Source organism: Telluribacter sp. (assembly GCF_035998675.1).
Lineage (GTDB): Bacteria > Bacteroidota > Bacteroidia > Cytophagales > Spirosomataceae > Telluribacter.
Map to the genome: position 1 here is coordinate 188778 of NZ_DASYHI010000022.1, position 25010 is coordinate 213787.

Genomic DNA, 25010 nt, shown 5'->3' on the forward strand with positions numbered 1-25010 from the left:
TAGCTTACTTGGTACTCCCTTTCTGAGCCGCAGCTTTAACCGGCCACTGGGCTAAGGGTTTGAAAGGTTTTGTTGTCCGGTTGGTTGAAAAACTGGCATTAAATGCCTGTTCGGTACCGGCCGGAATTTCAGCTTCAAAACCTACGAGGTAGGTACCTGGGTTGGGGGCGTCGTAATCGTGCGTAGGTACCGTCGACCAGGTTTTCAGGGTTAGGGGTACCTTAGCGTCAAAAGTCAGGTACATTTTCTTTCCGTTTTGCGACAGTTCCACGGTTTTTCCGTCCAGGATGTTGACCTTGGCCGCCGTTAACAGCGTCCATCGCAGCGTGGTTGCTTTATCCAAAGCCTTTACCTCATCCCTTATCACTACGTATTTTTCATCTACAATGGCAATACCTCTTTGGGCCGAAGCAACCTGTCCGGCGTAAATACTGGACAGGTCGGAGGTCAGAGCCAGGTGGGACGGGGCGTCGGTCCAGCGGTCTATTTTAGCGTAACCTTTTACCTGCTGGTGCTGGTTGTCGAAAGTAAGGGTATTGTGTACCAGGTTATTGTACCGGAATATATCCCAGCGCTCGGCATCCTGCGTACGTCCAAACAGTTTGATTCCACGGGCTTCCAGTGAGTTATATTCCTGCGGGCCGAAGTCCATGGCCCATCGCTCACCCAGAGCGTCCAGCACAAACGACCCCGCGTCCATGTGGGCGTGATTCACCGAAGAAGACCCGCCTTTGAAACCTACAAAAATAGCGTTGGGGTCGGTCCAGGAGGTGCGCATCAGGGCCACCGGGCTATCGCCCTGTCCTACCCATATTTTGGTTTTGGGCGGCTTCACCGCGTTCATGTCTACGCTGGCCCCCCATACGAGCAGGGCGGGCAGCAGCCGGTTCCGGAAAGCATCGCTGGCCGCTTTCTCTGCCATTAAGGGTTTCTGATTCCAAAGTAGCGAGGGGTCGCGCTGCCGGGCCGCAAACCAGAACATGGCCGGGCTAAGCCCTCCTTTTAAGCCGCTATCGCCCCAGTTATGGACTAAGCCAAGCGGCCCAACCATGTTTTGCTGGAAGTACCCCGCCTGCAGGAATCCGGGGGTTTCGGACAGGCCAAAATCAGTCCCCAGGGCTTTTTCCAGCGCACTCAGAAACATCACATTGAAGCTGGTACCGTACTCCCAGTAGCCGAAGCCTTCGGGGTAAGCTCCGTCGGGACCGTAGGGGTGCATGGACTTGGGTATGGTTTCAAGAGCCCGGCTAATAACCCGCTTGGCCAACTCGGGTTCGTCTTCGGCAATAGCCAGTACTCCGTAGGTCATACCCGCGTTACATACCTGGTTCCAGTTGTGCTCGGCGTTTAGAAAACTATTGTACTTTTTGTCGAATGAAGGGTTAATACCTTTTTCTATGATAGCTTCTTTCAAAGTACTACGGGTGGAGGCGGGTAAAGCCTCATACAACCAGTCGTAGCCAATAGCCACGGCCATGGTCATCTCGGCCACATCCAGAAAGTGGGAGGGGTTCCAGTCAGAAAAGGCGGCCACGGCCAGTAGTTCCTTTTCGGCCCGGCGAAGGTACTTTTCCTCACCGGTGGTACGGTAGGCGTACGAAAGCTGAAATACCCGGCGCAAACATTCGCGGGACTTATCCAGCAGCCGTCGACCGATCTGGATTCTTTCCACCGGTGGCAGGTCTATGATCCGGTCAGATTCGGCCAGTATAGTAGTATGTACCCGTTGGAAGCCCTCATCCTTTTTTACCTGCCGGAGCAGGGTGGCTTCCTCGCCTTTGAGCAACAACAGGCGCGGATGGCCCTGCTTGAGGGTACTTAACAGGTTTTCAGGAGCCGGTTTTTGAGTACCCGGCTGGGCAACTACCGGTGTCCACAGGAGCAGGCAGAGCAAAATGTGTACAACTTTCATAGATCAAAAGGTCCAGTTAGTGAGTAACAACAGGCTATTGGTTGAAGCCTGCTGTTGTTTTAATAGCGGTTTCAGGTCAATTTCGGGGTACTTTTCGGTGGCAACTCGGGCCAATTCCAGGTACCCGTTCGTATCCCGGGGTTTTATCTGCTTGTGTTCCCATTGCTTTTTCCCTTCGGCATAGGGCAGCATCCACTGAAATGCCTTCCGGATACTTTTACCGTCGGCTGTTTCGTAATTCCAGAGGTCCAGGTTTACCTTTTCGGCCAGCATAGCCAGTTCAAAAAATCCCCGCAGGTTCATCTGTGAGTAGTTCCAGGAGAGGGTACGGGCCAGTTCGTGCGGTTGGCTCCCATCGGGTTTCAGCTGACTTTCCAGCCGGGCTTTGGTATTTTCTTCCAGTATCTTCTTTGCCAACTGGGACTGATCGGTGAATAAGGCGATAGCAACCGCTTGCACGTCATACCAGGTACCGTGGTTGTTATGTTCATCGGCTTCATCTTTGCCTATGGGACTATTGAGCATCCAGTCGAGATACTTTTTATACCAGTCTCTTATGCCCTGGTACTCCGCCGGCGATAAGGCGGGCGAATCTTTTAACAGCTGTACCCCGTCAATCAGCTTGGCTAGGTTACGGGTATCAATCAGCCCAATGCCCCTTCCCTCCGTCCGGCCCGGAATAGCCTGCCCGTAGTTCAGGTGGGGATTCATGCGGGTAGCTTCGTCCAGAAACCAGACCCGTAACAGTTTAGCCGCGTGGTTGGCGTACCTGGGGTCTTCAGTAAAGTACCAGGCGGTTCCCAGCAGGTGTACATCGCGGCTGAGGGCGGTGTGGTACTCGGCATCTTTAACCGATTGCCGCTCCGGGTTGACCTGTCCGTCTTTTCGGATATAGGGCAGGCCGTCGGCTTTGGAAGAGTCAGGCCACCAGTAGGGTCCTACGCTCAGGTAATCGTGCTTGTCGCCACTGGGAGGTACTTTGCTCTTATAGGTAACCGAGTAGGGCCCGTTTTTCAACGCCTCATCTGCCATTTGTCTTAATCCCGCTAAGGCCTGATTAAGCTCTTTGTCCTTCTTTTTCAGCTTATCCTTATTCTTTATCAACAGCTCAGGACTTAGTAGAAAAGTCTGGGGCCGGGGGTCCTTTTGCATCGGCCCAGCATGGAAATGCCGGGTACTACCATAAAGTCGTATTCCCATCAGCAGGAGCAGGACTAGTATGGATAGTTTAAAGGTTTTAGGTTTAGTCATGGTATTCTCTAATGGGTTGAGCAGGAATCAATAAATCTTGTTTTTATTCCATCACCAGATATTTATCACTACTAATTTTCTCCTGATGGGTGTGGTTACCATTTCCAATATAAGTATTTAAATCAACCTTTGTCTGCCGGGCGGCGTAGGATTCCACGCCGTAGCCATTATTATACTGAATAAAATTATTTCTTACCGTAATCTCCTCGGAACCAAGCGACAAGTACTCGATCATAACACCACTGTGGTCATTCCCCTCGATCAGGTTTCCCTGCACTGCTACCTGTTTGCTTTCGCTAATCAGGATACCATAGTAGGCGTTCCGGGCTATCTCGTTTTCCTGAATGGTGACATCGCGACAGTGGCTAAGGGCAATACCGCTCCCAAAGGGCGAGGTATCGAGGCGGCTGTCCTGGACGGTAACTTTTTCGCAGTGGGTCAGTAATAGGTTATGCTGGAGCTTAGGGCCGGGTACCATACTGGAGCCATTCTCGTCGAAGTTGCAACTGACCACCTTCACTCCGGAGGCTCCGCTAATAAATACACCGTTAACGGTACAGTTCTGTACGGTCAGGTTAATGAAGCTGATATTCTTCATCTGCCCCTCTTTCAACGATAAAAACCTAAGCCCTCCCCGATTGCCCGGATTCCGAAACGAGCGGTTGCTGTTGGGGTCCGAAGGTGGAACGGGGCGGTTGGAACCCTCCACTACCAGGTCCCGGATGATGACGTCGTGCATGTCAGGCTCAGCATTGACCATGGCATCTCTCTCTCCCGACTTTGGATCAAGAAACAGCACGGTACTTATCCCCTCCCCAGCCAGGGTAACGCCACTGGGAATCTTTAACGTAGCCGGAAGGGTATGAAGCCCGGCTTTGGCAACTACCCAGCCTCCGGTCCCTGCCGCTTTGTTGAGTGCTTCCTGCAGCGACTGCTCAGGAGTGACAAAGATGGATGTAGCGGGTGCCTTAGCCGTAGGTGCTTCCATAGCTCCTACCCTGCTGGCAATAGTACCTGGCCTGGGAACACCCTGTTTTTGGACCACCTTCCCATCAGGTGCCCGAAAAGCGGTTAATACACTACGGGTAGCTTTGGGACGGGCCGAATCGGCGGCCATTCGGGTATAGGGCATTTCCAGTCCCCTTGCGGTATAGTGGCGATACACGTACTCGTAGTCGTCCCGGATGGTTTTGGCCCGTTCAGAAATAGTACCGTAGCTATGAGGTTTTTCTCCCATCAAAAACCCGGCGGTGTATTCGTATCCTAAGGCCAGCCGGTTATTTCCAATCGAAAAAAGGTCTACGCCCTGCGTATAGGCTATTTGGGCTGCACCGGCAAATTCGCCCAGCCCGAGCTGTACGTGGGCCTGGTCACGGGTAGTTTCCTGGCACTGCCCGCTTGGATAAATATATTTAAAAAGGCTACCGTTAACTGGCCCGCGCAGGAAATGGTCCAGAGCGTTGTTAAACAGGGGGCGGTTATCGGTGAAAATGGCAATAGCCATGAGAGAATGAATAATGGCCCCGTCCCAATTGCCGTTGGCCTGGGGGTAATAATTGCGCATCAGCGGATAGTACACCGTCATGAGCATGTGGCTGAAGCCATCAATGTCTTTTTGTTGCCAGCCCGCATCGGTATAACGCAGAATTTCGGCGGCATTGCAGAATATATGTCCGGTCCAGGCGGCTAGGAGTTTGGCATCGTTAAAATCAAAGTCCCGGATTACCGGTGCCCAGGCATTTAAGATCTCAATGGCTTTTTTGGCGTAGGCCTTATCGTCGGTGATGTACCACATCAAAGCGCAATTATAGGCCATGTTCGCACTTTTAGACAAGTCATCCCCGCCAATATTGGGTCGGCCGTAGGAACCCCGGATAACATGGGTGTGAGGTTTTACAATAAAGTGCAGGTCGGTAGCGGCTTTGAGTAGTTCGAAGGCTCCTTGCCAGGGTTGTTCGCCTTTAAGTACCTGTTGCTTCATGTAGGCAAGATCCGCCGAAGACTGGCTGATACCCGGATGAATGAATTTTTGGGCCGAAGCCGTTTTTGCCAGAAGTACCGAGACAAGTACCAGCCCGAAGAAAATTGTGTTGAAACCTCTCATACTATGATTTTTTAACTACCAGGGTCTTCCTGCATTTTCTGACGCATCTTCAGGTTTTTTTAACCCGCAGGAAACAAGGGAAAGAGGTGTGTGAAGAATTGGAAGTACTACCTTACAAACAGCGGCGAAATTCTGATAAGATTGTATAGTCGCAGCCGGTACTCCAGGGTACTATTAGCAGGTACCTGAAAAATAAATGGGGTAGTAAACCAGCTACGGTTTACTACCCCAATAATAACTACTTACAATGTATAACGCTTGATACTGATGCGCGCGCTTTTACCTCCGTTGTTAACGGAGTTCACGTAGATGTATGCCCGGTACTTACCATCAGCGGTCTCAACCCAAGCCCCGGATTCTGCTCTCATATTGATTGCATAGGCCGGTGAATCAGCAAGGTTGATTTTCTCGAAATCAAGATCATCAACATATACACCGAATTGCAGGCGAGCCAGGTGAAAGTCCCGCAGGTTCCATTCTTTTCTCACTTTTGACCTTCTGTTTACCCCTGATGGTAAGGTTATTCCAGGCAGATACTCGGCACTGGCTCCTGGTGAAACCAAAGCATGGTTAAAAGTAATATTCGGAATAGAACGGTATAAATATACGAGATCAATTTTATTGGCCCGAGTAGCGGCCTCTGCTGCTGTATAGACAGCCATGTCCTCAATGGAAATATAACTGGCCTTATCATCCGTAACAGTAAGGTCCAGTTTCATATCCATCTTCGCGATTTTGTAGGGTCCCATCTGGTAGGACACCGTTTCTCCTGTACTGCTGGTAGCCGAGAAGTTGAAAGTAACCTCCTGGCCACGAGCTGCCTCAGGAATAATGTAGTAGTAACGAAGCGTAGAGGCCGAGGTATCTTTCGTAAAATTTACCTTCGTGATTTTACCCTCAGTAGGTAGTGCCGTACCCACCACAATTCCTACGTCCTCCCCACTTCCGTTGGTAGAGTAAGTCTTGGTTTCCAGATAAGTACCTCCGGCACCCGGAATAGACGCTTCTACCTGTGCCGACACAAGCTTGCCTCGTTCCGGAGCCAGGGCCATTGCATACGCAAACTCAATGTTCAGACCTACCAGATTCGGCCCTAGGGTTCTTTTGATTACATCATTCTGAAGCTGCGTTTTGGCGGCAGGTATGATGCTTTTCTCTTCCTCGCAAGCTGTCATCAACAGGAGCAATGACAGCAGTAAAGATGTATACTGAAAATAGTTTCGTTGCATGATCTGTTAGTTAAGATTACGGTTTTTGAACTGTAATAGAGACAGTATAGGGTTTTCTAACCTTACGGTTTCCTGATACTACCGTGTACGTTTTGGGGGTAACCATATCAGAAAAGTCTACCTTACCCGTAATCTTGGGGTCCAGTTTTGCGTCAGTTACCAGTGAAAACTGGGGATACAAATTCCGAAGGTCTGTTCCGTAGAATACCTCTACGTTTATTGTCTGAGCTACTGTATCAATGACCGCGTTCTTGGTTCGCACGGTCTGAAAATCAGGTCCCAGCAACTCAAAGTTACTTACGTAGCATTCAGCTCTTTCTGTAATAAGCAAACCATCCTCATCTACGGGAAAATCCGGCGAACAACCTGCCCAGACTACCATTGCCATAAAGAGTGCGATAGCTATTTTACTATATTTTATCATCGCATTAATTAGTTTTAATTTCAGTACTATTTATTGTTTTTCCTTTTCCAGATTACAGCCACGGTGTGTTCTGTGTCAGATTCGGATTACGGTCGCGCTCACCCGGCGGAATACGGAAGATATAAGCCTGCTCGTAGATTCTTTCCGAACTATTCTGGAAGTAGCGTTGCTGGTTGGCTCCGTGGGTATCAATACGCCACTTTCCATCACTGTAAGGAGCCCCCCACACGCGCTCAAGAGCTCTCCATCTGCGGAGATCAAAGCCACGATGGCCTTCACCCAGTAGTTCAACAATACGCTCCTGCTCAATGGCATCAAAGAAGGCATCCTTACCAGCCACATCCTCGGGATCCAAAGGAGGCAGATTACCCCGGTGACGAATCTTGTTCACCAGCGCGATAGCGTCGGCCTGCGGGCCGTTGATAGCATTGGTAGCTTCAGCATACATCAGGAATACATCGGCCAGACGCATAACCGGGAAATTATAATTTCCATCACTACGGCCTTGTCCGGCGTAGTTACGAAGAAACTTACGCAACACATAGCCTGAGTTGGTACCATCCGTATTGTAAGTAGTGTACTTTACGCCGTCAATAGTGATTGGCTGATTATACGTTTTGTAGATAAAGGGTACCCAGCCGGTAGGTTGCAGGGAGATCATACCTACGCTCTTCTCGTAGTCCCACATGATAGAGGATTTCATGCGGTAATCGCGGTTGGCATAACTTTGCGGGTTCACCGCTGAGTTGGGCTTGGTCCGGGCACCCGCCGTTGCCGGGTTCATAGGTACAAGCGGCTCAACGAAATCTCCGGTGATGGTTGACTGATAGCGATCGGCAATTTCGTAACGGGGAGTAACCCAGGCCTGGGAACCTTCGTGCGAACGACCCGACACATCACGCATCAGTTCTTCGCCCTGGTTAGTACCGATACCTCCGTGGGTAAAAGTCATAATCATTTCGGGGTCACCGTTGGCTAGAGGCGTAAAGAGGTAGTAGTAGTTAGGCAGCTTTTCGGCCTGCCCTAATGCGTCAATTTCACCCGGCTCACCGTTGCGGTATAGCGTAAGACCAAAATCATTGATTACTTTCCGGAAATCCTCAGCCGCCCCCGCATAAGCAGCGTCTGCCTCGGTAGCGCTGGGTTTGAATGTAGTTAATTCTGGCCAGCCAAAGCGGTTCCATGAAGCCCAGTAAAGCTGCAGCTTACCCCGGAACGCCAGCGCGGCCGGCTTGGCCGCCCTACCCACTACCGGAGCTTTAACTGGAAGTTTTTCGTAAGCATAGGTAAAGTCGGCCATGATGGAATCCTTCACCTGAGCCATTGGCGTACGGGCAATATCCGCTACCTCGGCGTTATCATACACTACCTGACCTATGTAGGGTACATCGCCCCACATGGAGATTAACCGGAAGTAAACCATACCCCGCAGCAGACGAGCCTCGCCAATGATGGCTTCCAAATTCTCGCGGGACGAGGGACTGGCTGTCGCCAGCATCTTATTTACGTTCTCAATAACGTAGTTGGTCCGGTTGACACCGCCGTACAGGTAGCGATAATACTTGTCAAAGTTATCACCATATCCAACCGGGTTGTAGTCTCCTCCATGATACGCATCTCCCCGCTGGAGGTTATTGTTGGTAGCGCTGGTACCCCGGGTCCGGATAAACTCGCCGTGGCCACTAAAGTAGTAATCCCGGTCAAACAAGGGACGTACGGAAGAATAAGCTCCCTGCAGAGCAAAGGTAGCATCGGCTTCTGTTTTCCAGAAAGCGTTGGCTCCGAGTTCGGTGGTGGGTTCCTGCTCAAGCAGGTCCTCAACACACGAACTTGTACAAATCAGCAGTCCGGCCAGGGCCGAAATGGATAGTATTTTTTGAGTTAAATTTTTCATTAGTAATAAATTTATATTCCAATATTAAGACCAAGTGAATAGGACTTATTCAAGGGATAGGCGTCGCTCCGGTTGCCATCCTTTTCTGGGTCAAGACCACGGAACTTGGTGAAGGTAGCCAGGTTTTCAGATGAGGCAAAGATGCGCACGTTGCTTAGCCCGATCTTTCTTAGCAGTACTTTGGGGACAGCATAGCCTAATTGCACGTTCTTCAGACGAACATAGCTCAAGTCATCCAGCCAGAAGGTGGATTCTTCGCGGTTACCACTTCCATTTAAGCGAGGCCAGGCACCGTCCCGATTTTCTACTGACCAGGGGTTATTCCATTGGCCCCAGCCTGAGGCGTAACGCTGGTTACCTATGTTAATATTGTTATAGATATTCAGCCAGTAATCTTTACGACCCGTTGCTCCCTGGAATAAGATACCCACGTCAAAGCCTCTCCATGAGAAATTAGTATTCAGGGCAAAAAGTGTAGTAGGTCGATCACGCTGGATACCAGGATAGGCTTTTCTATCCTCACCCGTAATACGGCCATCGCCGTTCAGATCCTTACGAAGAATATCTCCCGGTGAGGCTCCCTGGGGGGTTGCGTTAAAGATATCTTCCCAGGTTTGAGCGATACCAGCGTCTTCGTAGGTGTACAGGAAGTGGTATGGCATATTCAGGAACACCCACCCTTTACCCAGAAACTCATTCCATTTTTCCAATTTTGTAGCATTGTAAGAGGCATTCAGGCTAACAATATATTTGAGTTCGCCATAAGTATCTCTCCAGGTAAAGTTACCTTCAATACCACGGTTACGCAGGTTACCAATGTTCCGGCGGGGTGCATCGTAGGCACCCGTCAGGTGAATAGACATATCCGACGGGCGGTTCATGCCGGTAGTCAAACGGTCGTAGAAATCGATTTCGGTGGTTAAGCGGTTGTTCAGGAAGCCGAGGTCTAGCCCCAGGTTAAATACGGTGGTTGTTTCCCACGACAGATCGCGGTTCACCATCTTCTCATTAACAAACCCTTTCACAATGCTTCCACCAAGCATGTAATTGCTGGCTGCCAGGGTTTCCTGTTGCTGATAACGACCAACCCCGCTGTTATTACCCAAGGCTCCGTAAGAAGCACGAATCTTTCCGTTAGTTAACCAGCGGGAGGTATACGGCTGCAGGAAGCTTTCTTCGGTGAAGCGCCATCCGGTAGCTACCGATGGGAAGAAACCATACTGGCTGCCGGGAAGGAACTTAGACGATCCGTCAACCCGGAAGTTGGCCTCGAACAGGTACTTATCAAAAGCGGTATAGTTCAAACGACCAATGAACGAGCGCAATCCCTCGGTACTTGAGTTACCACCGGTAGACTGAATGTCAGTCAGAGCGGCGTCAACTTCACGCAACGTAGGATGCAGACGGTCGTTACGGGAAGTGAACTGGTAGCGATCCGACCAGAACTCTTCGCTATAGACACCCAGTACATTAATCTCGTGATTTTGCGCAATAGTTGTATTGTAGCTCAAACGGCCGTTCAGCAGGGTTTTGTAGCCTGTATTAGTAGCGTTGCTTACGCCCGCGTTGTCTCCTACGTACACCCGGCTACCAAATGAGTTGGTCTGGAAGTTATAAGAACGGTTAGGCATGTTGGCATTCCAACTGAACTGGTTGTAGTAGTTAAGTCCATAGTCAACCCGGGCGGTCAGGCCTTTAATTGGCGACCAGTCCAGGTACATCATGGTATTGGCTTCCTGTCGGTTCCGGCGCGTTAGGTTATTGATGTAAAGCGTATACGGGTTATAAGCCTGCGGGTCTTCATTATAAGCCATTACACCACCGTAGTACCCGGTAACAGGGTCATAGGGAGTAATACCTGCAATGGCATACTGCATATCAAAGCCGGCCGTATTACTGCCGTTATCATCGGTAAATCCATCTTCGAGCGCATAGCTGAAGTTAGACCAGTTCCCCTGGAATTTCACTCCGGTATTGATGTTGGGACGAATCTTATAGTCGTAGTTGAAGCGGGCGTTGTAACGGCTGTAGTCATTATTGATCTGCAAGCCCTTCTCGTCCATCATTCCCACGGATATAAAGAAGTTGGACTTATCACCACCACCCGATGCCGATAGGTTGTGGTTCTGAATGGCTCCGTTCCGCATAATAATGTCCCACCAGTCGGTATTGGGGTAGCGCAGTGGGTCAATCATACCCAGGGCCATCCATTGGTCAATGGTACCATCCTTGAAGAAATAATTGGAGCGTAAGTTATTAACTGCAGCAGCCCGTTGATGTATTGTCAGAGCACGGGGGTAGTCAGCCATGAAATCGTAAGCCCGGGTTGGGGTAGTTACCGCATAAGAACCCGTATAGTTAATAGTGGCTTTTTCCTGACCTCTTCCGGACTTAGTAGTGATCAGGATTACTCCGTTGGCTGCCCGTGAACCATACACCGAAGCCGAAGTAGCATCTTTCAGTACTGATATGCTCTCGATGTCGTTCATGTTCAGGCGGTTGATATCCACATCGGGCATTCCGTCCACTACTACCAGCGGGCTGGCGTTGTTTACGGTACCCAATCCGCGGATGATCAAACTGGCGTTGTTACGGCCGGCCATACCGGTACCCTGCGTTACCGCCAGACCAGGTACCAGACCGGAAAGACCCGACGATACGTTGGTAAGGGCGCGGCTGGTGATTTTTTCGTCAATGTTCACCGCCGACACAGCTCCTGTCATGTTTACCTTCTTCTGGGTACCGTACCCTACTACAACTACCTCTTCCAGTGATTTAATGTCCGTTTTCATACTGACATCCAGAGTAGTACGGGCACCTACCTCAACTTCCTGCGTGAGGTACCCGATACCACTGAACACCAGTACTGAGCTTTGGTTGGTTACGTTGATTTGGAACTGGCCTTCTACGTCAGTATTGGTACCGTTGGTAGTACCTTTTTCTACGATACTAACGCCCGGAATACCTACTCCGTCTTCGCCCGTTACTTTGCCCGAAACGGCAATGGCCAGCAGTTGAAACTTGTTTTCGGTCTGCTCAGAAATGGTTCTGGCCCGGAAAGGTACCGGCAAGCCCTGGTTTTCGCGGGCAGCCAGCTGCACCGGCAGAAGCGTCTTGGTTGGGATAACGAGTTCGGAAACCATTTCCTTTTTGCCAGCGCTTTGGGCTACATAAATGGTTTCATTGATCCGACGAAAACTCAGACCCGTCTCCCGCGAAATAGCTCTAAGTACCTGACCCAGGCTTTCGTTCCGGAAATTCTGGTTGAGTTTTTTGCTGGCTACCAGTTTTTGGTCATACTGAAAATTCAGATCAGTCATTTCGACGATCTTCACAAAGGCATCTTCCAGCCCGACATTTCTAAGGTCAGCCGAAAGGTAGATATTCTCAATGCTTTTTTCCTGCGCCTTGAGGGTGGCCGCGGTCAGCAGCCCCACGAAAAGACACTGAAAAAACACCCCGATCATTGCATACCTGGTCATTGCTACGATTTGTGGTATTAATTTGAATTTCATAAATTTAGGTTTTAAAATACTTACCTTTTTTAAAAACGGTTATGGCCCTGCCCCGGGAGCGCCAACTCTGAGCAAAGCTTAACCAGGAATGCAGGTCGGCAATAGTACTATTGCCGACCTTTTTATTAGCTGCTATTCATTGATTGCATATAAACTCTACTTTACTAGTTGATTATCACCTCCTTGTCAGTTACCTCGTACGTAAAACGGTTGGGATAACTGCATACATCCAGGATATATTCAAGGGGTTTGTTTTCGAACTTTCCACTAAATCGCCACTCCGATTCAATTTTCTTAGTATTATTAACCTTGATTTTTACCCCGTACCATCTTTCCAGCTTTCTTACGATTTCTGAAAAGCTGGCCTTCTCAAAAAACAGGATTCCGTCCTTCCAACCCAGCAGGTCATTTGTGTTGAAGCTGGTCACAACCAGTTCATTTTTGTCTTTTTGGAAAGTGGCCATTTCATTTTTAGTCAGGTATACTTCTTCCTGCTGTTTTTCCTTCTCACCGGAGGTTTCAGAGGTATTTACTCCTACTTTTCCTTCGACCACTGCCACTTTCACGTTTTCACCTTCCGGGTAAGCCTTTACGGTAAACTTGGTACCCAACACTTCTATACGGACGTTATCGGTGTGGATAATAAAGGGAGCTTCGGGCCGGGAAGCAACTTCAAAATAGGCCTCACCCGTTAACTGTACTTCCCGCTTGTTGGAAAGGAATTTTTTCGGATAGGACAGCTTCGAACCTGCGTTTAGTTTTATGACCGTTCCATCAATCAGTTTGATAGTGAGTTGCTGACCATCGGCTACCTCCTGCTGCATTAGGGTCGCAGTAGTAACCTCATCAGACCATTTCATGCCCCTGCCCGCCCAAACCATAAACAGGAGCAGTACCGCCGCGGCAGCCACCCGAAACAGTACCGGTAGTACCAGGTTCTTTTTTTCTGTTTCGGCCGGAAACCAGTCAATCTGCCTTTCTTCGATCACCGGTTTTATTTTTTTCCACTCGGTATTCACCAGGAGCGGTTCCACCTTTTTCGCTTTCGCTGACATGGCCAAAACCATCAGCCTTGCCTTTTCAACTTCCTTTTTCCGGGACGGATTTTCAGAAAGCCACTGTTCCCAGATCTGGTCTGATTCAGGCGCTGCACCTTTTATCCAGGCCAGAAAATCGTCGTCGAGTAAAAATTCGGAGGCGCTAAAATTTGTATATCTCTGCTTTTCCAATAGCTTCCAAATTGTCTTTTACTACTATAAAGCTATACTATTACTGAAGTGACCCTTTGGGAAGAATAATTTTTCTAAAAAAAACAATGAACTTAGTAACACCATGTAAGTCAACCCATTACTGCGTCGGGGACCTCCTGAAACTTGTAGATGAACTAAGTACATCCAGCACGTGCCGCGCACCGCTACTGGACAGTTGAAGGGAAGAAGTACGGTGGATTTATAACAGAATAAAGTTAAACAGAAAAGGTACTTTGTCGGTAGTGAGGCGAAGCTCTGCGCTTAGGGTATCCAGTCCTTTGTAGATTAACTTATAAACGGCCCGGGTCGAAATGTCCATTATTTCCGCGATTTCGGCAAAGGATTGTTCGCCGTAAAACTTAAGGTACAGGGCTTCTTTCTGGCGAGTCGGCAAACTTTCCAGGGCCTGCTGTAACAGACGCAAATTGTCCTGAGTAGTTTGTTCCCGGATCATCAGGGCTTCCGACGACAACTCCGGCTGGAAGTCAAAGGTGTCCGGATCAATGGTCAGGTACTTACTGTTTTCTTTGATCCGCTTCAGCACGAGGCGCCGCAACGAAGCCAGCAGGTACCCACGGATGGAAGTAGTTGGACCCAGGTATTCCCTTCTTTCCCAAATAGTCAGGAAAAGTATCTGGAGGCAATCCTTTATTTCATCTTCGTCGTTTTGAAAACGCAGGCAGTAGTTAAACAAAAGACTATAATACGATTTAAAGACCTCCTCAAACACTGCAGTATTACCTGCCCTTAACAACTCCCACTGCTGAGCTTCTGTACGGATAAATTCGTCCCCCAAATTCATAAAAAATATATATTGCAGGATAATGGGTTCCTGCGGATTAAAGTATGGGTACCTCTGGTTCTAACTACCTGCTGTCAAAAAAGTAGAAGTAACTATTACTACTCCAATTGACACTTATAAAACCGGTAGTTACATAATGTAAGGGGACGAGATTTTGCAGAGGTACCCTTACCTGATCCTGTACTTTTTCTACGGTTTTTTGGAATTATTTGGGTACCATTCAAATGATGGTGGACAATAGAGTACTTAAAAAGAGTAGTTAGAAGAAAGGCCCCGGCTCCTCAATAAATCGTCGGGCCGCTTTGACAGATTGCTCCGGCGTTTCTTCCATTGGCATGTGCCCGGCGTTGGGAATAACCACCAGGGTACTATTGGGCAGGTCCTTATCAAACCGCTGACCGTACTCCAGCGGGATGAGACGGTCCTGCTTTCCCCAGATCAGTAAGGTGGGCGTTTTGATAGAAGGTAGCTGATTCCAGGGACCATCCTCCCCGATACTTTCCATCCGCTCGGTCAGGGCTTCACGGTTTCCTTCCCGACGGGTCATATCATAGTACAGGGTAACCAGGCTGTCGGTCACTTTGGTGGTGTCGGCATACAAGTAGTGAAGACTGTTACGGATTACCTCCCTGGTAGTTGCCTTTTCAAATACTTCCCTCAATAAGGGCAACCTCATTATTATATAAGAAACGGGTACATCCTGGGACTGCGTAGGATAACCCGCCGCACCAATCAGGATCATCTTTTTGACCTGATCCGGGTACTTCATGGCATACTGCCAGGTTATTTCTCCCCCCAGTGAATTGCCCGCCAGAATACACCTTTCAACGCCCCTCTCCTGCAAAAAGGAATGGAGAAAATTGAGATAGATTTCCTGCGTGTAGTCATCTGTGGGGTGGGGGCCCGTCAGGCCGAAACCCGGCAGATCAAAACGAATGATCCGGTGCTTGTCTTTCAGCGACTGCGTCCACTCGTTCCAGGTAAACAGGTTGGAACCCGTGCCGTGGATCAGCACCAGCGGCACCGAGTCATTGGCTGGACCTTCGTCCCGATAATGAACGTTCATACCGCCTATGGCAACAAAATCAGTAGGTTTAATATTATATTTGGTCTTTAGTTGCTCCACCGGTATATCCGGAATTCTTCGGCAGGAGCCAACGGCAAAAAGCAAAATCAGTAGCACCAGCGGACTGGCAATAACTCTATTTAGTACATTCCTCATAGTAGGAGTAGGTATATAAAATGAAAACAGAAAAGCTTACATTCCGCTACACGTGAATAGCGCTACCCGCATCCCTCTCTTTCTCTCCCTGGCTATTCATCATAGTACTTTTAAAACCAAACAATCGTAATGACTGCCACCAGGCAGGTTCGGCTATAACTGCACATGTAGAACTAATCAAATAAAAAATTGTGCCGCGGTAATGAAGAAAGAGATTGAGCAAAGCAGTTTCACCAAAGAAGTGTCGGCTTGCCGGTATTAGCGGGGAAAGCGGGCTCCGCCGAAGCGCCCGAACAGGGTGAGACGAAAGACATCCCGGGCTAACATGTTCTGCCGCCCCTGCTGGTAGATATACATATAACCAGCTTCGGCCGACCAATGGGAGGTCACCGGGTACTCGAAACCCGTATAAAAACGGTATTGATCAAAAATACCCGGGCTGTTCTTGCCCGCATTGAGCATAACATCATTCGCTAATTTGACCAACGTACCCGGCTTTATTGACCTGAGGGAATAATTTAGCTGTGCCTGGTAAGCAAAGCGCCAGTTGTAGCGGTAGCCTTCGGTAAGCCGGAGGCCATCGTGGTTACGAAAAAATCGTTCGTCGATGCGGTACCGGTGCTGTAGTCGCAGCCGGTTAGTCAGCGGGTGGCTAACCACCAGAAACTGAATTGGACGAATTTCGGGCACGATAAGGGTACCTTTTTTGGTGGTTGTATAAACCCACGACAACGATACACCCGACCCGAGCAGCAATCCTTCCCTCAAAGTAAAAATAGATTGTCCCTGAAACAAGGCTTGCTGCTGTTTGTCCGGTTGCCAGAACCTCCGGTTTTCCAGGTCGGCATTGACTTGCCAGCGGGGTGCTACCTGGTACTGCAGATTTAAGCGGGTCCAGTAAAGTTGCTGATGAACCGGAGCCTGAGCCCGGGCGGCAGGGATACCAGCTATCCACCCCAACAGTACTACTACCGGAATGAAAAAGTTGGCGCCTTTACTACCCAAAAAAGTTGTCATGAATTCAGACCAGAGAAGAAAGGCGCTTTTCACTTTCCAACATAGGACTACAAGTTAGCCCTGAGGAAACTACCCTTCGAGCGTAATACGGGCGCGGGTACATACTCCACCTACCGGCGGATTGAACTTAGAAACCGCTACTACCACCTTATCAACCTGGGGGTAGCGCTCCCGGATACGTTCAATAACCCGCAAAGCTACGTGCTCCAGCAGGCGCGAGCGCTCCTGCATAGCCTCGGCCGCTATATGGTACAGTTCTTCGTAATTAACAGTTTCACTCAGGCGGTCACTCTGGGCCGCGTCTTCAAAATCAGTGGTAATGGTAATATCCAGCGAGTACTTGTTCCCGATTTTCTGCTCTTCGGCATAGTAGCCGTGGTAGGCAAAAAACTCCAGTCCTTCTAATGCTATTGTTCCCAAGGTAGTATTTCAAAAGTAAGAGCGTACCAGACCTGGCCTCTGCCGCTGTCTGCTCTCCAAAGGTAGTTAGTTTTCAATACTATAAAAAAGTGCAGCAAGGTACTCCGCCTGAGCGGTTGCCTTGCTGCACTTCTCTCTGATGTTTCTTCTTATGTTTTATCCAATCTGGTCAAAAAACGATCCGCCCGATTTTTTATCTTCGACCGGCTCGGGCTCTTTGCTACCGTTTTTGAGATTACCCGCCGCCTGCCTTGATGACTCCGAAACTTGTTCCGCTTCGGCCATGGCCACCACTGCTTCCTCGGTACTCGGCGCTTCTTCTGCTTCGGTACTTGCTTCCGCTTCAACCACTTCCGTCTTCACCTCTTCCGTTTGGGCAGGAGCTTCTTCGGTTGCTTCGACTGTATCAACTACTTCGGCTTGGGTTTCAATGGTATCGGCTGGCTGGATGGTTTCTTCCGGAGCAGGTGCTGTTTCGGCGGCCTCGGTAGCCGCCACTTCTGCTTCTTCCATTCCGGCTTCGGTCTGAATCTTATGGCCGTTAACGGCTTTGTTGGTACCGGCTTCGGCTATCTGCTGCTTCAGTTCATCCATCCGAACCTGGTAGGACTCCTTGGTGAATTTCTTCTCGAACCGGTCCACGGTGTCGTTGGTATTGTTAACCAGGGTCTTGAGCTGCACAATAAGATTATCGCGGTACTTCTCAATAGCTTTGAAATCACGCTCCTGGTTTTTGAGCTCGTTAAGTAGCTCTTCTTTGGCGTAGCGAGACTGGTTTTCGGCATCCTGTAGCAGGATACTCGCCTTGCGCTTGGCTTCGTTGACTATTTCATCTGACTTCTGCCGTGACTCCTGCAGGTATTTTTCAGCGGCCTTGTTGGCCTGTTCGGTAATCTGGGTACTGGTATCTTCGGCTGTTTTTAACGTACGGAAAAGCGTCAACTCTACATCCCTAAGTTTATTAAGCTCTTTTTCCGCTATTTCAAGCTGCATCTTGAGCATCTTGCTTTCATTGGTCACCCGCTCCCACTCCTGCGAAAGTGAATTAAGGAATGCGCTTACTTCGTCTACATCATACCCTCTGAACCCCTTTTCAAAAGTATGCTGCCGTATATCAATGGGCGAAATCTTCATTAGGACTGTACGTTTTGGTGTATTGCTTACTTGATTACCTTTCTCACTTAGTTACCTAAACCTTCAATTACTGACTAAATTTACAATTTTCAAAAACATATCTTATAGTATTGTATTTCCGGTCATTATCAACAGCAAAATAAAGCAAATCATAGGTTTAATCCCTACAAATTCTGACATTTTATTCCTGTACTTCCCATACCGATACCATTCGGTCGTCACTGCACGAAACCAGCAAATCGTTGTAGGCCGACCAGAGTAGTTTATTAACCGAAGTACCATGTCCGGCGTGCCGGGCGCGGTCAATCACTTTTTTTAGCTGAAAAGTCACTGCATCCCACACTTTTACTGACTTATCCATGCTACAGGTAGCAAAATATTTCCCATCAGGGCTATACGTCAGGTGATTGATGGCGAATAAATGCGCCGGTATGTCCTGGACCAGTTCGTAGTTATTGTTTACGTCCCAAACTTTCAGATGCGCATCGCGCCCCGCCGAAAGCAGAAAACGCCCGTCCGGTGAGTACTGTACCGTGAATACCGAATTGTTGTGCGCCAACAGCCTCTTCTGGAGAGAAAAACCCTCGCTGTCGAACAGGGTAAGGTGGTAGTCGCTGCTGCCGGCGGCAATATCGCCGGTAAGGGGATTGTAAGCCAGCGACCGCATACTTTTATGGGAGGCCTTAATATGTTTCTGCACGGCAAAGGTGGGCACATCCATGACAATAATTACGCCGTCACCCAGCGCCAGTAGGGCTTTGTCGCCCACCAGTTGAATATCAAATATTGCCGCGGAGGCTAACTTTGAGGAAGCTACCGGGGCTTTCCTGACCGGATCAACGAGCTGAATTCCCTCGAAGTTGTGGCCGATCCAGAGGTAGCCGGCGGTGGGGTCGTACGCCAAAGCGTATACGGAAGCTCCTACCTGCGCAACCAACTCGCCCAAATCGGGCTTGTGCAGGTCCCACCTGACTACCAGGCCATCGCCCCCGGACGAAAAAAATTGCTGTGGGTTGTTACTCCCGGTCAGGGTATATACACAGTCGCGGTGACCGGAGAAAGTATCAAGTTTACGAACGTTCATGTAGAGAAAGGATTGCCAATAAAATGCTGCAGTACCTGGTTTGTTAGAAACAACGTAATAAACGGGTAGCGGGTTTGACAGAACGAAAAATAGCCCCCTGCCTCCTACCTGCGCACTGCTTTGCTGCACTAATGTACTACCTTTACGGCTATGGTTAACTACCTCACTCATCAAGCTATGCCCCTTCACTACTCCGAAACGCTGGCCGGAGACTGCCGGATACTCCTCTGGAAGCTGGAAGAAAATGAGGATAGCCTGCGGGCGTTGCTACCCGTTACCGACGACCACACCGAGTTGGCTACTATTACCCATCCGCAAAAACGCCGCGAATGGCTGGCCGGGCGGGTACTTATTAAAACCCTGGCCGAACAGCAGCTTACTACCTCCTACAAAGGTATGTGGAAGGATGAGCACGGCAAGCCGTTTCTGGTGGATAGTACCTGCCCGATTTCAATTACCCACACCGTCGACTACGTTGCCGGGGTACTTCATGAGCACAGGCCGGTAGGGATTGACATGGAGAAAATACACCCGAAGCTAATCCGGACCGCACCCAAGTACCTGTCAGAAGCGGAACTGGCACACGCGGGAGAGGATGTCGCGAAGTTATGCATTTACTGGTGCGCCAAAGAAGCACTTTATAAACTGCACGGCCGTAAGAAAGTGAGCTTTAAGGATGCTATTGCTATTGAATCTTTTGAGGTAACATCTACTACCCTATACGGCACCCTTACCGAAGCTGACCTTCGGGTGAGTGCTCGGGTACATATCCGCTGGGTAAAGGACTACTGCCTGGCGGTGGCCCTTTAGTCTTCCAGCATATCGTCCATAATGGACATCAGTATGGATTCTACTTCCTTTATTTTTTCCGGCTCGCCCGCTTTTTCATACGAAAGAATCAGGTTGCGCAGCACGCGCTGCACAATTTCAAGGTTGGAGCAGGGCTGGTAAAACGAATCCTTGGGTTTGAGATTTAACTGAGCGATGTAGTGATCAATGTCGGTTTTGGAAAAGATGATTCCCCGATTAAACACATTGATGTAAAACTGCACCTTGTCCTGCTTATAGGTAAGTACAAACAGGTTAGGCAGATTTACGCCATGGACCGGCATTCCCAGCTTACGGGCTACCAGCATATAAATAACGCACAGCGTGATGGGATTACCCCGACGGTTCTCCAGTACCACGTTGATCATGGAGTTAGAAGCCGAATGAAAGCTTTTGGTATTGGCACCAAAATTCATGTTGCCGTAAAAAACCCCGTTCATCATCTTTACCTGGTCCACGGGGTTCATATCTTCCCGGACCTGTAGCCAGATATCGTAGTAGAGTTGTTCAATGTCGCTCCGGAGTTTGTCCAGCGACAACTCGGGGTACTGGTAGGTAGCAATGATCCACATACCTTCCAGCAAATCAAGGGCACCCCCGTTCTTCCAGGACTGCAAGCGCTCTATCATCACGCTCAGCTGCAGGTCATGAATCAGCTCCTCAATCCGGCGTTGAATAACCGGACTAAAACTTTCTTCCCATTCGGTTTCCAGGAAGGGAATCACACTGCTTCCCAGCGAACGAATTTTTTCCTCTACATGGGTAGTAACCTCCGCATCCTCATCATCCAGTAATGAAACCAATGCCTTTATTTCTCTTTCCGTCATAGCCTCCATGGTGTATTTGGTAACGAATGCTTAAATAAAAACAATTTTTGTATGGCTGTCAAATTTTCTACTTTTGCCCTGCCTACTATTGTACTATTGACGTACCAGGCAGCCGGTATTATTTTAGTAAATCTGGTTTTTAAACTTTCATTTTATTTTATTTCCACATTAGTATACTTATATGAAAATTCTGGTAACCGGTGGAGCAGGTTTTATTGGATCGCATACCGTTGTTGAGCTTCACAACGCTGGATTCACCCCCGTCATTATTGATAACTTATATAATTCCAATCGGGAGGCCCTGACCGGGATTTCCAATATTATTGGTCAGGAAGTACCTTTCTATGAGGTTGACTGCAACGACGAGCCGGCCATCCGGGCTTTGTTTGAAAAAGAGAAGTTTGACGGAGTTATTCACTTCGCCGCCTACAAGGCCGTGGGCGAATCGGTAGAGAAGCCGCTGGCCTACTACGAAAACAACCTTCTATCGCTCATTGTTCTGTTAAAAGTCATGCGCGATTTCCAGGTAACCAATTTTGTATTTTCTTCTTCGTGCACCGTTTACGGTCAGCCCGATACCCTACCCGTTACGGAAGACACGCCCCGTCAGGAAGCCGCTTCTCCCTACGGGAACACAAAAGCCATCAGCGAAGACATTATCCGGGACCACGTACATTCCAAACCGGGTATAAAAGCCCTGGCCCTGCGGTATTTTAATCCCATTGGCGCGCACCCTTCGGCCGAAATAGGTGAGTTGCCCAACGGGGTACCGGGCAACCTGGTCCCGTACCTTACGCAGGTTGCCGCGGGCTTGCGAAAGTCTCTGACCGTTTTTGGCAGCGACTACAACACCCCCGATGGTACCTGTGTCCGCGATTTTATTCACGTGGTAGACCTGGCCAAAGCCCACGTAAAGGCGATTGAACTCCTGCAGGAGCAAACAATTGATAACTATTATGATGTTTTTAATGTAGGAACCGGACAGGGCCATACCGTACTGGAGCTGATAAAGACCTTTGAGGAGGTAAACGGGGTTCCCCTGAACTATTCCATTGGCCCCAGACGGGCCGGTGATATTGAAAAAATATACGCGCAGTCGGATAAAGTGAATACCATTATGAAATGGAAAGCGGAAAAATCCCTGGCGGATTCCCTACGCGATGCCTGGCGCTGGCAGGAAAAGATCACCAAAAGTGTCTGATAAACTTATTTTCACTAAAAGTACCTTCACCTGATTTAGTAGAATAACAGTATGACCAAGAAAATCTTAATCACCGGGGGAGCCGGTTTCATTGGTTCGCACGTGGTGCGCCGCTTTGTGATCCAGTACCCTCAGTACCATATCTACAACCTCGATGCGCTCACCTACGCGGGCAACCTCGAAAACCTGCGCGACATAGAAGAGGCTCCCAACTACAGCTTTGTGAAGGGAGATATCGTAGACGCTGATTTTCTGGATCAGCTTTTTGCCGAACATGATTTTCAGGGGGTTGTTCACCTGGCGGCCGAGTCGCACGTAGACCGCTCCATCACCGACCCGCTGGCTTTTGTAATGACCAACGTAATAGGTACGGTGAATCTGCTGAATGCTGCCCGCAAAGCCTGGAAGGGCAACATGAAAGATAGACGCTTCTACCACGTCTCTACGGATGAGGTCTACGGCGAGCTGCACGACCCCGGCGAATTTTTCCTGGAATCGACCAAGTACGATCCCCGCTCGCCTTACTCGGCGTCCAAGGCTTCTTCGGACCACTTTGTGCGGGCCTACTATAATACCTACGGACTACCGGTGGTCATCTCCAACTGCTCCAACAACTACGGCCCCAACCACTTCCCCGAGAAGCTCGTGCCGTTGATGATTCACAACATTATCCAGAACAAGCCCCTGCCCGTTTACGGCAAAGGAGAGAATATCCGCGACTGGCTCTACGTAGAAGACCACGCCCGGGCCATTGATGTTATTTACCACCGCGGTGCCAACGGCGAAACCTACAACATAGGTGGTCATAACGAGTGGAAAAATATTGATCTGGTGCTGCTTCTTTGCCAAATCATGGACCAGAAACTTGGCCGCGCAGAGGGTACTTCCCAACAGCTGATAACCTACGTCACCGACCGCGCCGGCCACGACCTGCGCTACGCTATTGACGCTACCAGGCTGAAAGAAGAGTTAGGCTGGGAGCCGTCGTTACAGTTTGCCGAAGGACTGGAAAAAACCGTAGACTGGTACCTTACCAACCAAACCTGGCTCGACAACGTCACCTCGGGCAACTACCAGAAGTACTACGACGCCATGTACGAAGGAAGATAATATTCATTGAGTGAATTGTGAAGGAGTGGATTTAGAATGTATTATTCACTCATTCACAATTCACTCATTCACTCAATCAACATAAATGAAAGGAATAATTCTGGCCGGAGGCTCCGGCACCCGGTTGCACCCCCTGACGCTGGCGGTGAGCAAGCAACTAATGCCGGTTTACGACAAACCCATGATTTACTACCCGCTTTCCATTCTGATGCTGGCGGGCATTCGCGAAATCCTGATTATCTCGACACCCCACGACCTGCCGCACTTTGAGAAGTTGCTGGGTGACGGCAGCCGCATTGGCTGTGAATTCAGCTATGCCGTGCAACCCAGCCCCGACGGACTGGCGCAGGCTTTCATCATTGGCGAAGAGTTCATTGGCAACGACAAAGTGGCGCTGGTGCTGGGCGATAATATTTTCTACGGCTCGGGGCTGTCAAAGCTGCTGCAGTCCAACAATAGTCCTGAAGGTGGCGTAATTTATGCCTACCAGGTGCATGATCCCGAGCGCTACGGCGTGGTGGAGTTTGATGACGATTCCAGGGTACTTTCCATCGAGGAAAAACCCGAGAAGCCCAAGTCACACTATGCCGTACCGGGCCTTTATTTCTACGACAACCAGGTAGTAGAAATAGCGAAAAACATCAAGCCATCGCCCCGGGGCGAACTGGAAATAACGGACATAAACCGGGAGTACCTGCAAATGGGCAAGCTGAAAGTAGGTGTACTTGACCGTGGTACGGCCTGGCTGGACACGGGTACCTTTCAGTCGCTGATGCAGGCGGGACAGTTTGTGCAGGTGATTGAAGACCGGCAGGGGCTCAAAATTGGTTGTATTGAGGAGGTAGCCTACCGCATGGGCTTTATTAACGAGCAGCAGCTGAAGGAAGTAGCGTCGCCGCTGCTGAAAAGTGGCTACGGCAAGTACCTCATGCAATTGCTCGAGTCATAGGGGAATCCAGCCGTTCCAGACAGGTAATTTGACCCGGCAATTGCATATTTTTGTACAACAACTATAGGGAGATGTCGTTTTCTTTGATAAATTTGAAGAAACGACCCTTTTAATTTTTGCGTCTCCCCTACGGAATGGAGTTTTTACCCGAAGAGATAGAAGCCTACGCCGAAGCTCATACCGATGCTGAAAGCGAGCTCCTTCGTGCCCTCAGTCGCGAAACCCACGCCAAGGTACTTATGCCCCGCATGCTGTCGGGGCACCTGCAGGGGCGGGTACTTGCTATGATTTCCCGCCTGGTTAAACCCAGCCGAATCCTGGAGATTGGTACGTATACCGGGTACTCGGCCCTGTGCCTTTGCGAGGGCTTAACTCCCGCCGGAAAGCTTATTACCCTGGATAAAAATGAAGAACTGGAAGGCCTGGTGCGCAAGTACCTGGCCCGGTCGGGCTATTCGCCACAAGTAGACTACCGGATTGGCCGGGCGGCGGATATTATTCCTGCTCTGGAGGAAACCTTCGACCTGGTTTTTATTGATGCCGATAAGGTTAATTACGCTACCTACTACCACCTGGTCCTGGATAAAGTAAGGCCGGGAGGACTCATCATCGCCGACAATGTACTCTGGAGTGGCAAGGTGGTCCAACCAACAACCAAAAAAATTGATAAGGAAACCCAGGCACTCCTGGACTTTAACCGGATGGTCCAGCAGGACCAGCGGGTCAGAAATATGCTGCTGCCAATACGTGACGGTCTTATGATCGTAGAGAAATTGTGAGGGGTCCGCCCCGCGGTGATTGAATTTTGTTTGTGTGTCCAACCATTAGCTGCAATGT

General features: G+C 49.5%; 20 protein-coding genes. 5 read left to right on the forward strand and 15 right to left on the reverse strand.

Features of this window, described 5'->3' with window-relative positions; genetic code table 11:
* Positions 1–4: 4 nt before the first annotated feature.
* The 14 genes from VGN67_RS20205 to VGN67_RS20270 all read right to left on the reverse strand — a co-directional run bounded on the left by VGN67_RS20205 (position 5) and on the right by VGN67_RS20270 (position 19258).
* On the reverse strand, positions 5–1912 hold the full coding sequence (locus tag VGN67_RS20205) for a heparinase II/III domain-containing protein (protein WP_327488712.1): 1908 nt from the start codon (positions 1910–1912) through the stop codon (positions 5–7).
* Positions 1913–1915: 3 nt separating this feature from the next.
* Complete coding sequence (locus tag VGN67_RS20210; RefSeq protein ID WP_327488713.1) at positions 1916–3163, reverse strand: alginate lyase family protein; 1248 nt, start codon at positions 3161–3163, stop codon at positions 1916–1918.
* Positions 3164–3206: 43 nt separating this feature from the next.
* Positions 3207–5267 (reverse strand): right-handed parallel beta-helix repeat-containing protein, encoded by a 2061-nt coding sequence (locus tag VGN67_RS20215; RefSeq protein ID WP_327488714.1) that lies wholly within the window; start codon positions 5265–5267, stop codon positions 3207–3209.
* Between the two features lie 242 nt (positions 5268–5509).
* Positions 5510–6496, reverse strand: a complete 987-nt coding sequence (locus VGN67_RS20220; protein ID WP_327488715.1) for a DUF4466 family protein — start codon at positions 6494–6496, stop codon at positions 5510–5512.
* Positions 6497–6512: 16 nt separating this feature from the next.
* Positions 6513–6884, reverse strand: coding sequence for a hypothetical protein (locus VGN67_RS20225; protein WP_327488716.1), 372 nt, complete (start codon positions 6882–6884; stop codon positions 6513–6515).
* 88 nt (positions 6885–6972) lie between these two features.
* Positions 6973–8814 (reverse strand): RagB/SusD family nutrient uptake outer membrane protein, encoded by a 1842-nt coding sequence (locus VGN67_RS20230; protein ID WP_327488717.1) that lies wholly within the window; start codon positions 8812–8814, stop codon positions 6973–6975.
* An 11-nt stretch (positions 8815–8825) separates the two neighbouring features.
* On the reverse strand, positions 8826–12296 hold the full coding sequence (locus VGN67_RS20235; protein ID WP_327488719.1) for a SusC/RagA family TonB-linked outer membrane protein: 3471 nt from the start codon (positions 12294–12296) through the stop codon (positions 8826–8828).
* Between the two features lie 197 nt (positions 12297–12493).
* Positions 12494–13558: a FecR family protein gene (locus VGN67_RS20240; RefSeq protein ID WP_327488720.1), complete on the reverse strand. Its 1065-nt coding sequence runs from the start codon at positions 13556–13558 to the stop codon at positions 12494–12496.
* A 220-nt stretch (positions 13559–13778) separates the two neighbouring features.
* Complete coding sequence (locus tag VGN67_RS20245) at positions 13779–14381, reverse strand: sigma-70 family RNA polymerase sigma factor (RefSeq protein WP_327488721.1); 603 nt, start codon at positions 14379–14381, stop codon at positions 13779–13781.
* Between the two features lie 259 nt (positions 14382–14640).
* Positions 14641–15603, reverse strand: a complete 963-nt coding sequence (locus tag VGN67_RS20250; protein ID WP_327488722.1) for an alpha/beta hydrolase — start codon at positions 15601–15603, stop codon at positions 14641–14643.
* 258 nt (positions 15604–15861) lie between these two features.
* On the reverse strand, positions 15862–16620 hold the full coding sequence (locus VGN67_RS20255) for a DUF2490 domain-containing protein (RefSeq protein WP_327488723.1): 759 nt from the start codon (positions 16618–16620) through the stop codon (positions 15862–15864).
* Positions 16621–16689: 69 nt separating this feature from the next.
* Positions 16690–17040, reverse strand: a complete 351-nt coding sequence (gene folB / locus VGN67_RS20260; protein ID WP_327488724.1) for a dihydroneopterin aldolase — start codon at positions 17038–17040, stop codon at positions 16690–16692.
* A 156-nt stretch (positions 17041–17196) separates the two neighbouring features.
* Positions 17197–18174, reverse strand: coding sequence for a DivIVA domain-containing protein (locus VGN67_RS20265; protein ID WP_327488725.1), 978 nt, complete (start codon positions 18172–18174; stop codon positions 17197–17199).
* A 181-nt stretch (positions 18175–18355) separates the two neighbouring features.
* Positions 18356–19258, reverse strand: a complete 903-nt coding sequence (locus tag VGN67_RS20270; RefSeq protein WP_327488726.1) for a WD40 repeat domain-containing protein — start codon at positions 19256–19258, stop codon at positions 18356–18358.
* A gap of 177 nt (positions 19259–19435) precedes the next feature.
* Here VGN67_RS20270 and VGN67_RS20275 point away from each other — a divergent pair, with 177 nt between their 5' ends.
* Entirely contained in the window at positions 19436–20068 is a 633-nt protein-coding gene (locus VGN67_RS20275; protein ID WP_327488727.1) for a 4'-phosphopantetheinyl transferase family protein, read from the forward strand.
* On the opposite strand, the gene VGN67_RS20280 is transcribed toward VGN67_RS20275, so the two are convergent.
* Complete coding sequence (locus VGN67_RS20280; RefSeq protein WP_327488728.1) at positions 20065–20913, reverse strand: transglutaminase-like domain-containing protein; 849 nt, start codon at positions 20911–20913, stop codon at positions 20065–20067. The genes VGN67_RS20275 and VGN67_RS20280 overlap by 4 nt on opposite strands.
* A gap of 181 nt (positions 20914–21094) precedes the next feature.
* Between VGN67_RS20280 and galE the strand changes: the two genes are divergently transcribed.
* The 4 genes from galE (at position 21095) to VGN67_RS20300 (ending at position 24952) form a co-directional block, all read left to right on the forward strand.
* Complete coding sequence (galE, locus tag VGN67_RS20285) at positions 21095–22114, forward strand: UDP-glucose 4-epimerase GalE (RefSeq protein WP_327488729.1); 1020 nt, start codon at positions 21095–21097, stop codon at positions 22112–22114.
* Between the two features lie 51 nt (positions 22115–22165).
* A complete protein-coding gene (gene rfbB / locus VGN67_RS20290) occupies positions 22166–23224 on the forward strand; it encodes a dTDP-glucose 4,6-dehydratase (protein WP_327488730.1) in 1059 nt (352 codons plus the stop codon).
* A gap of 85 nt (positions 23225–23309) precedes the next feature.
* On the forward strand, positions 23310–24173 hold the full coding sequence (gene rfbA, locus VGN67_RS20295) for a glucose-1-phosphate thymidylyltransferase RfbA (RefSeq protein WP_327488731.1): 864 nt from the start codon (positions 23310–23312) through the stop codon (positions 24171–24173).
* A gap of 134 nt (positions 24174–24307) precedes the next feature.
* Complete coding sequence (locus tag VGN67_RS20300) at positions 24308–24952, forward strand: O-methyltransferase (RefSeq protein ID WP_327488861.1); 645 nt, start codon at positions 24308–24310, stop codon at positions 24950–24952.
* Positions 24953–25010 lie beyond the last annotated feature (58 nt).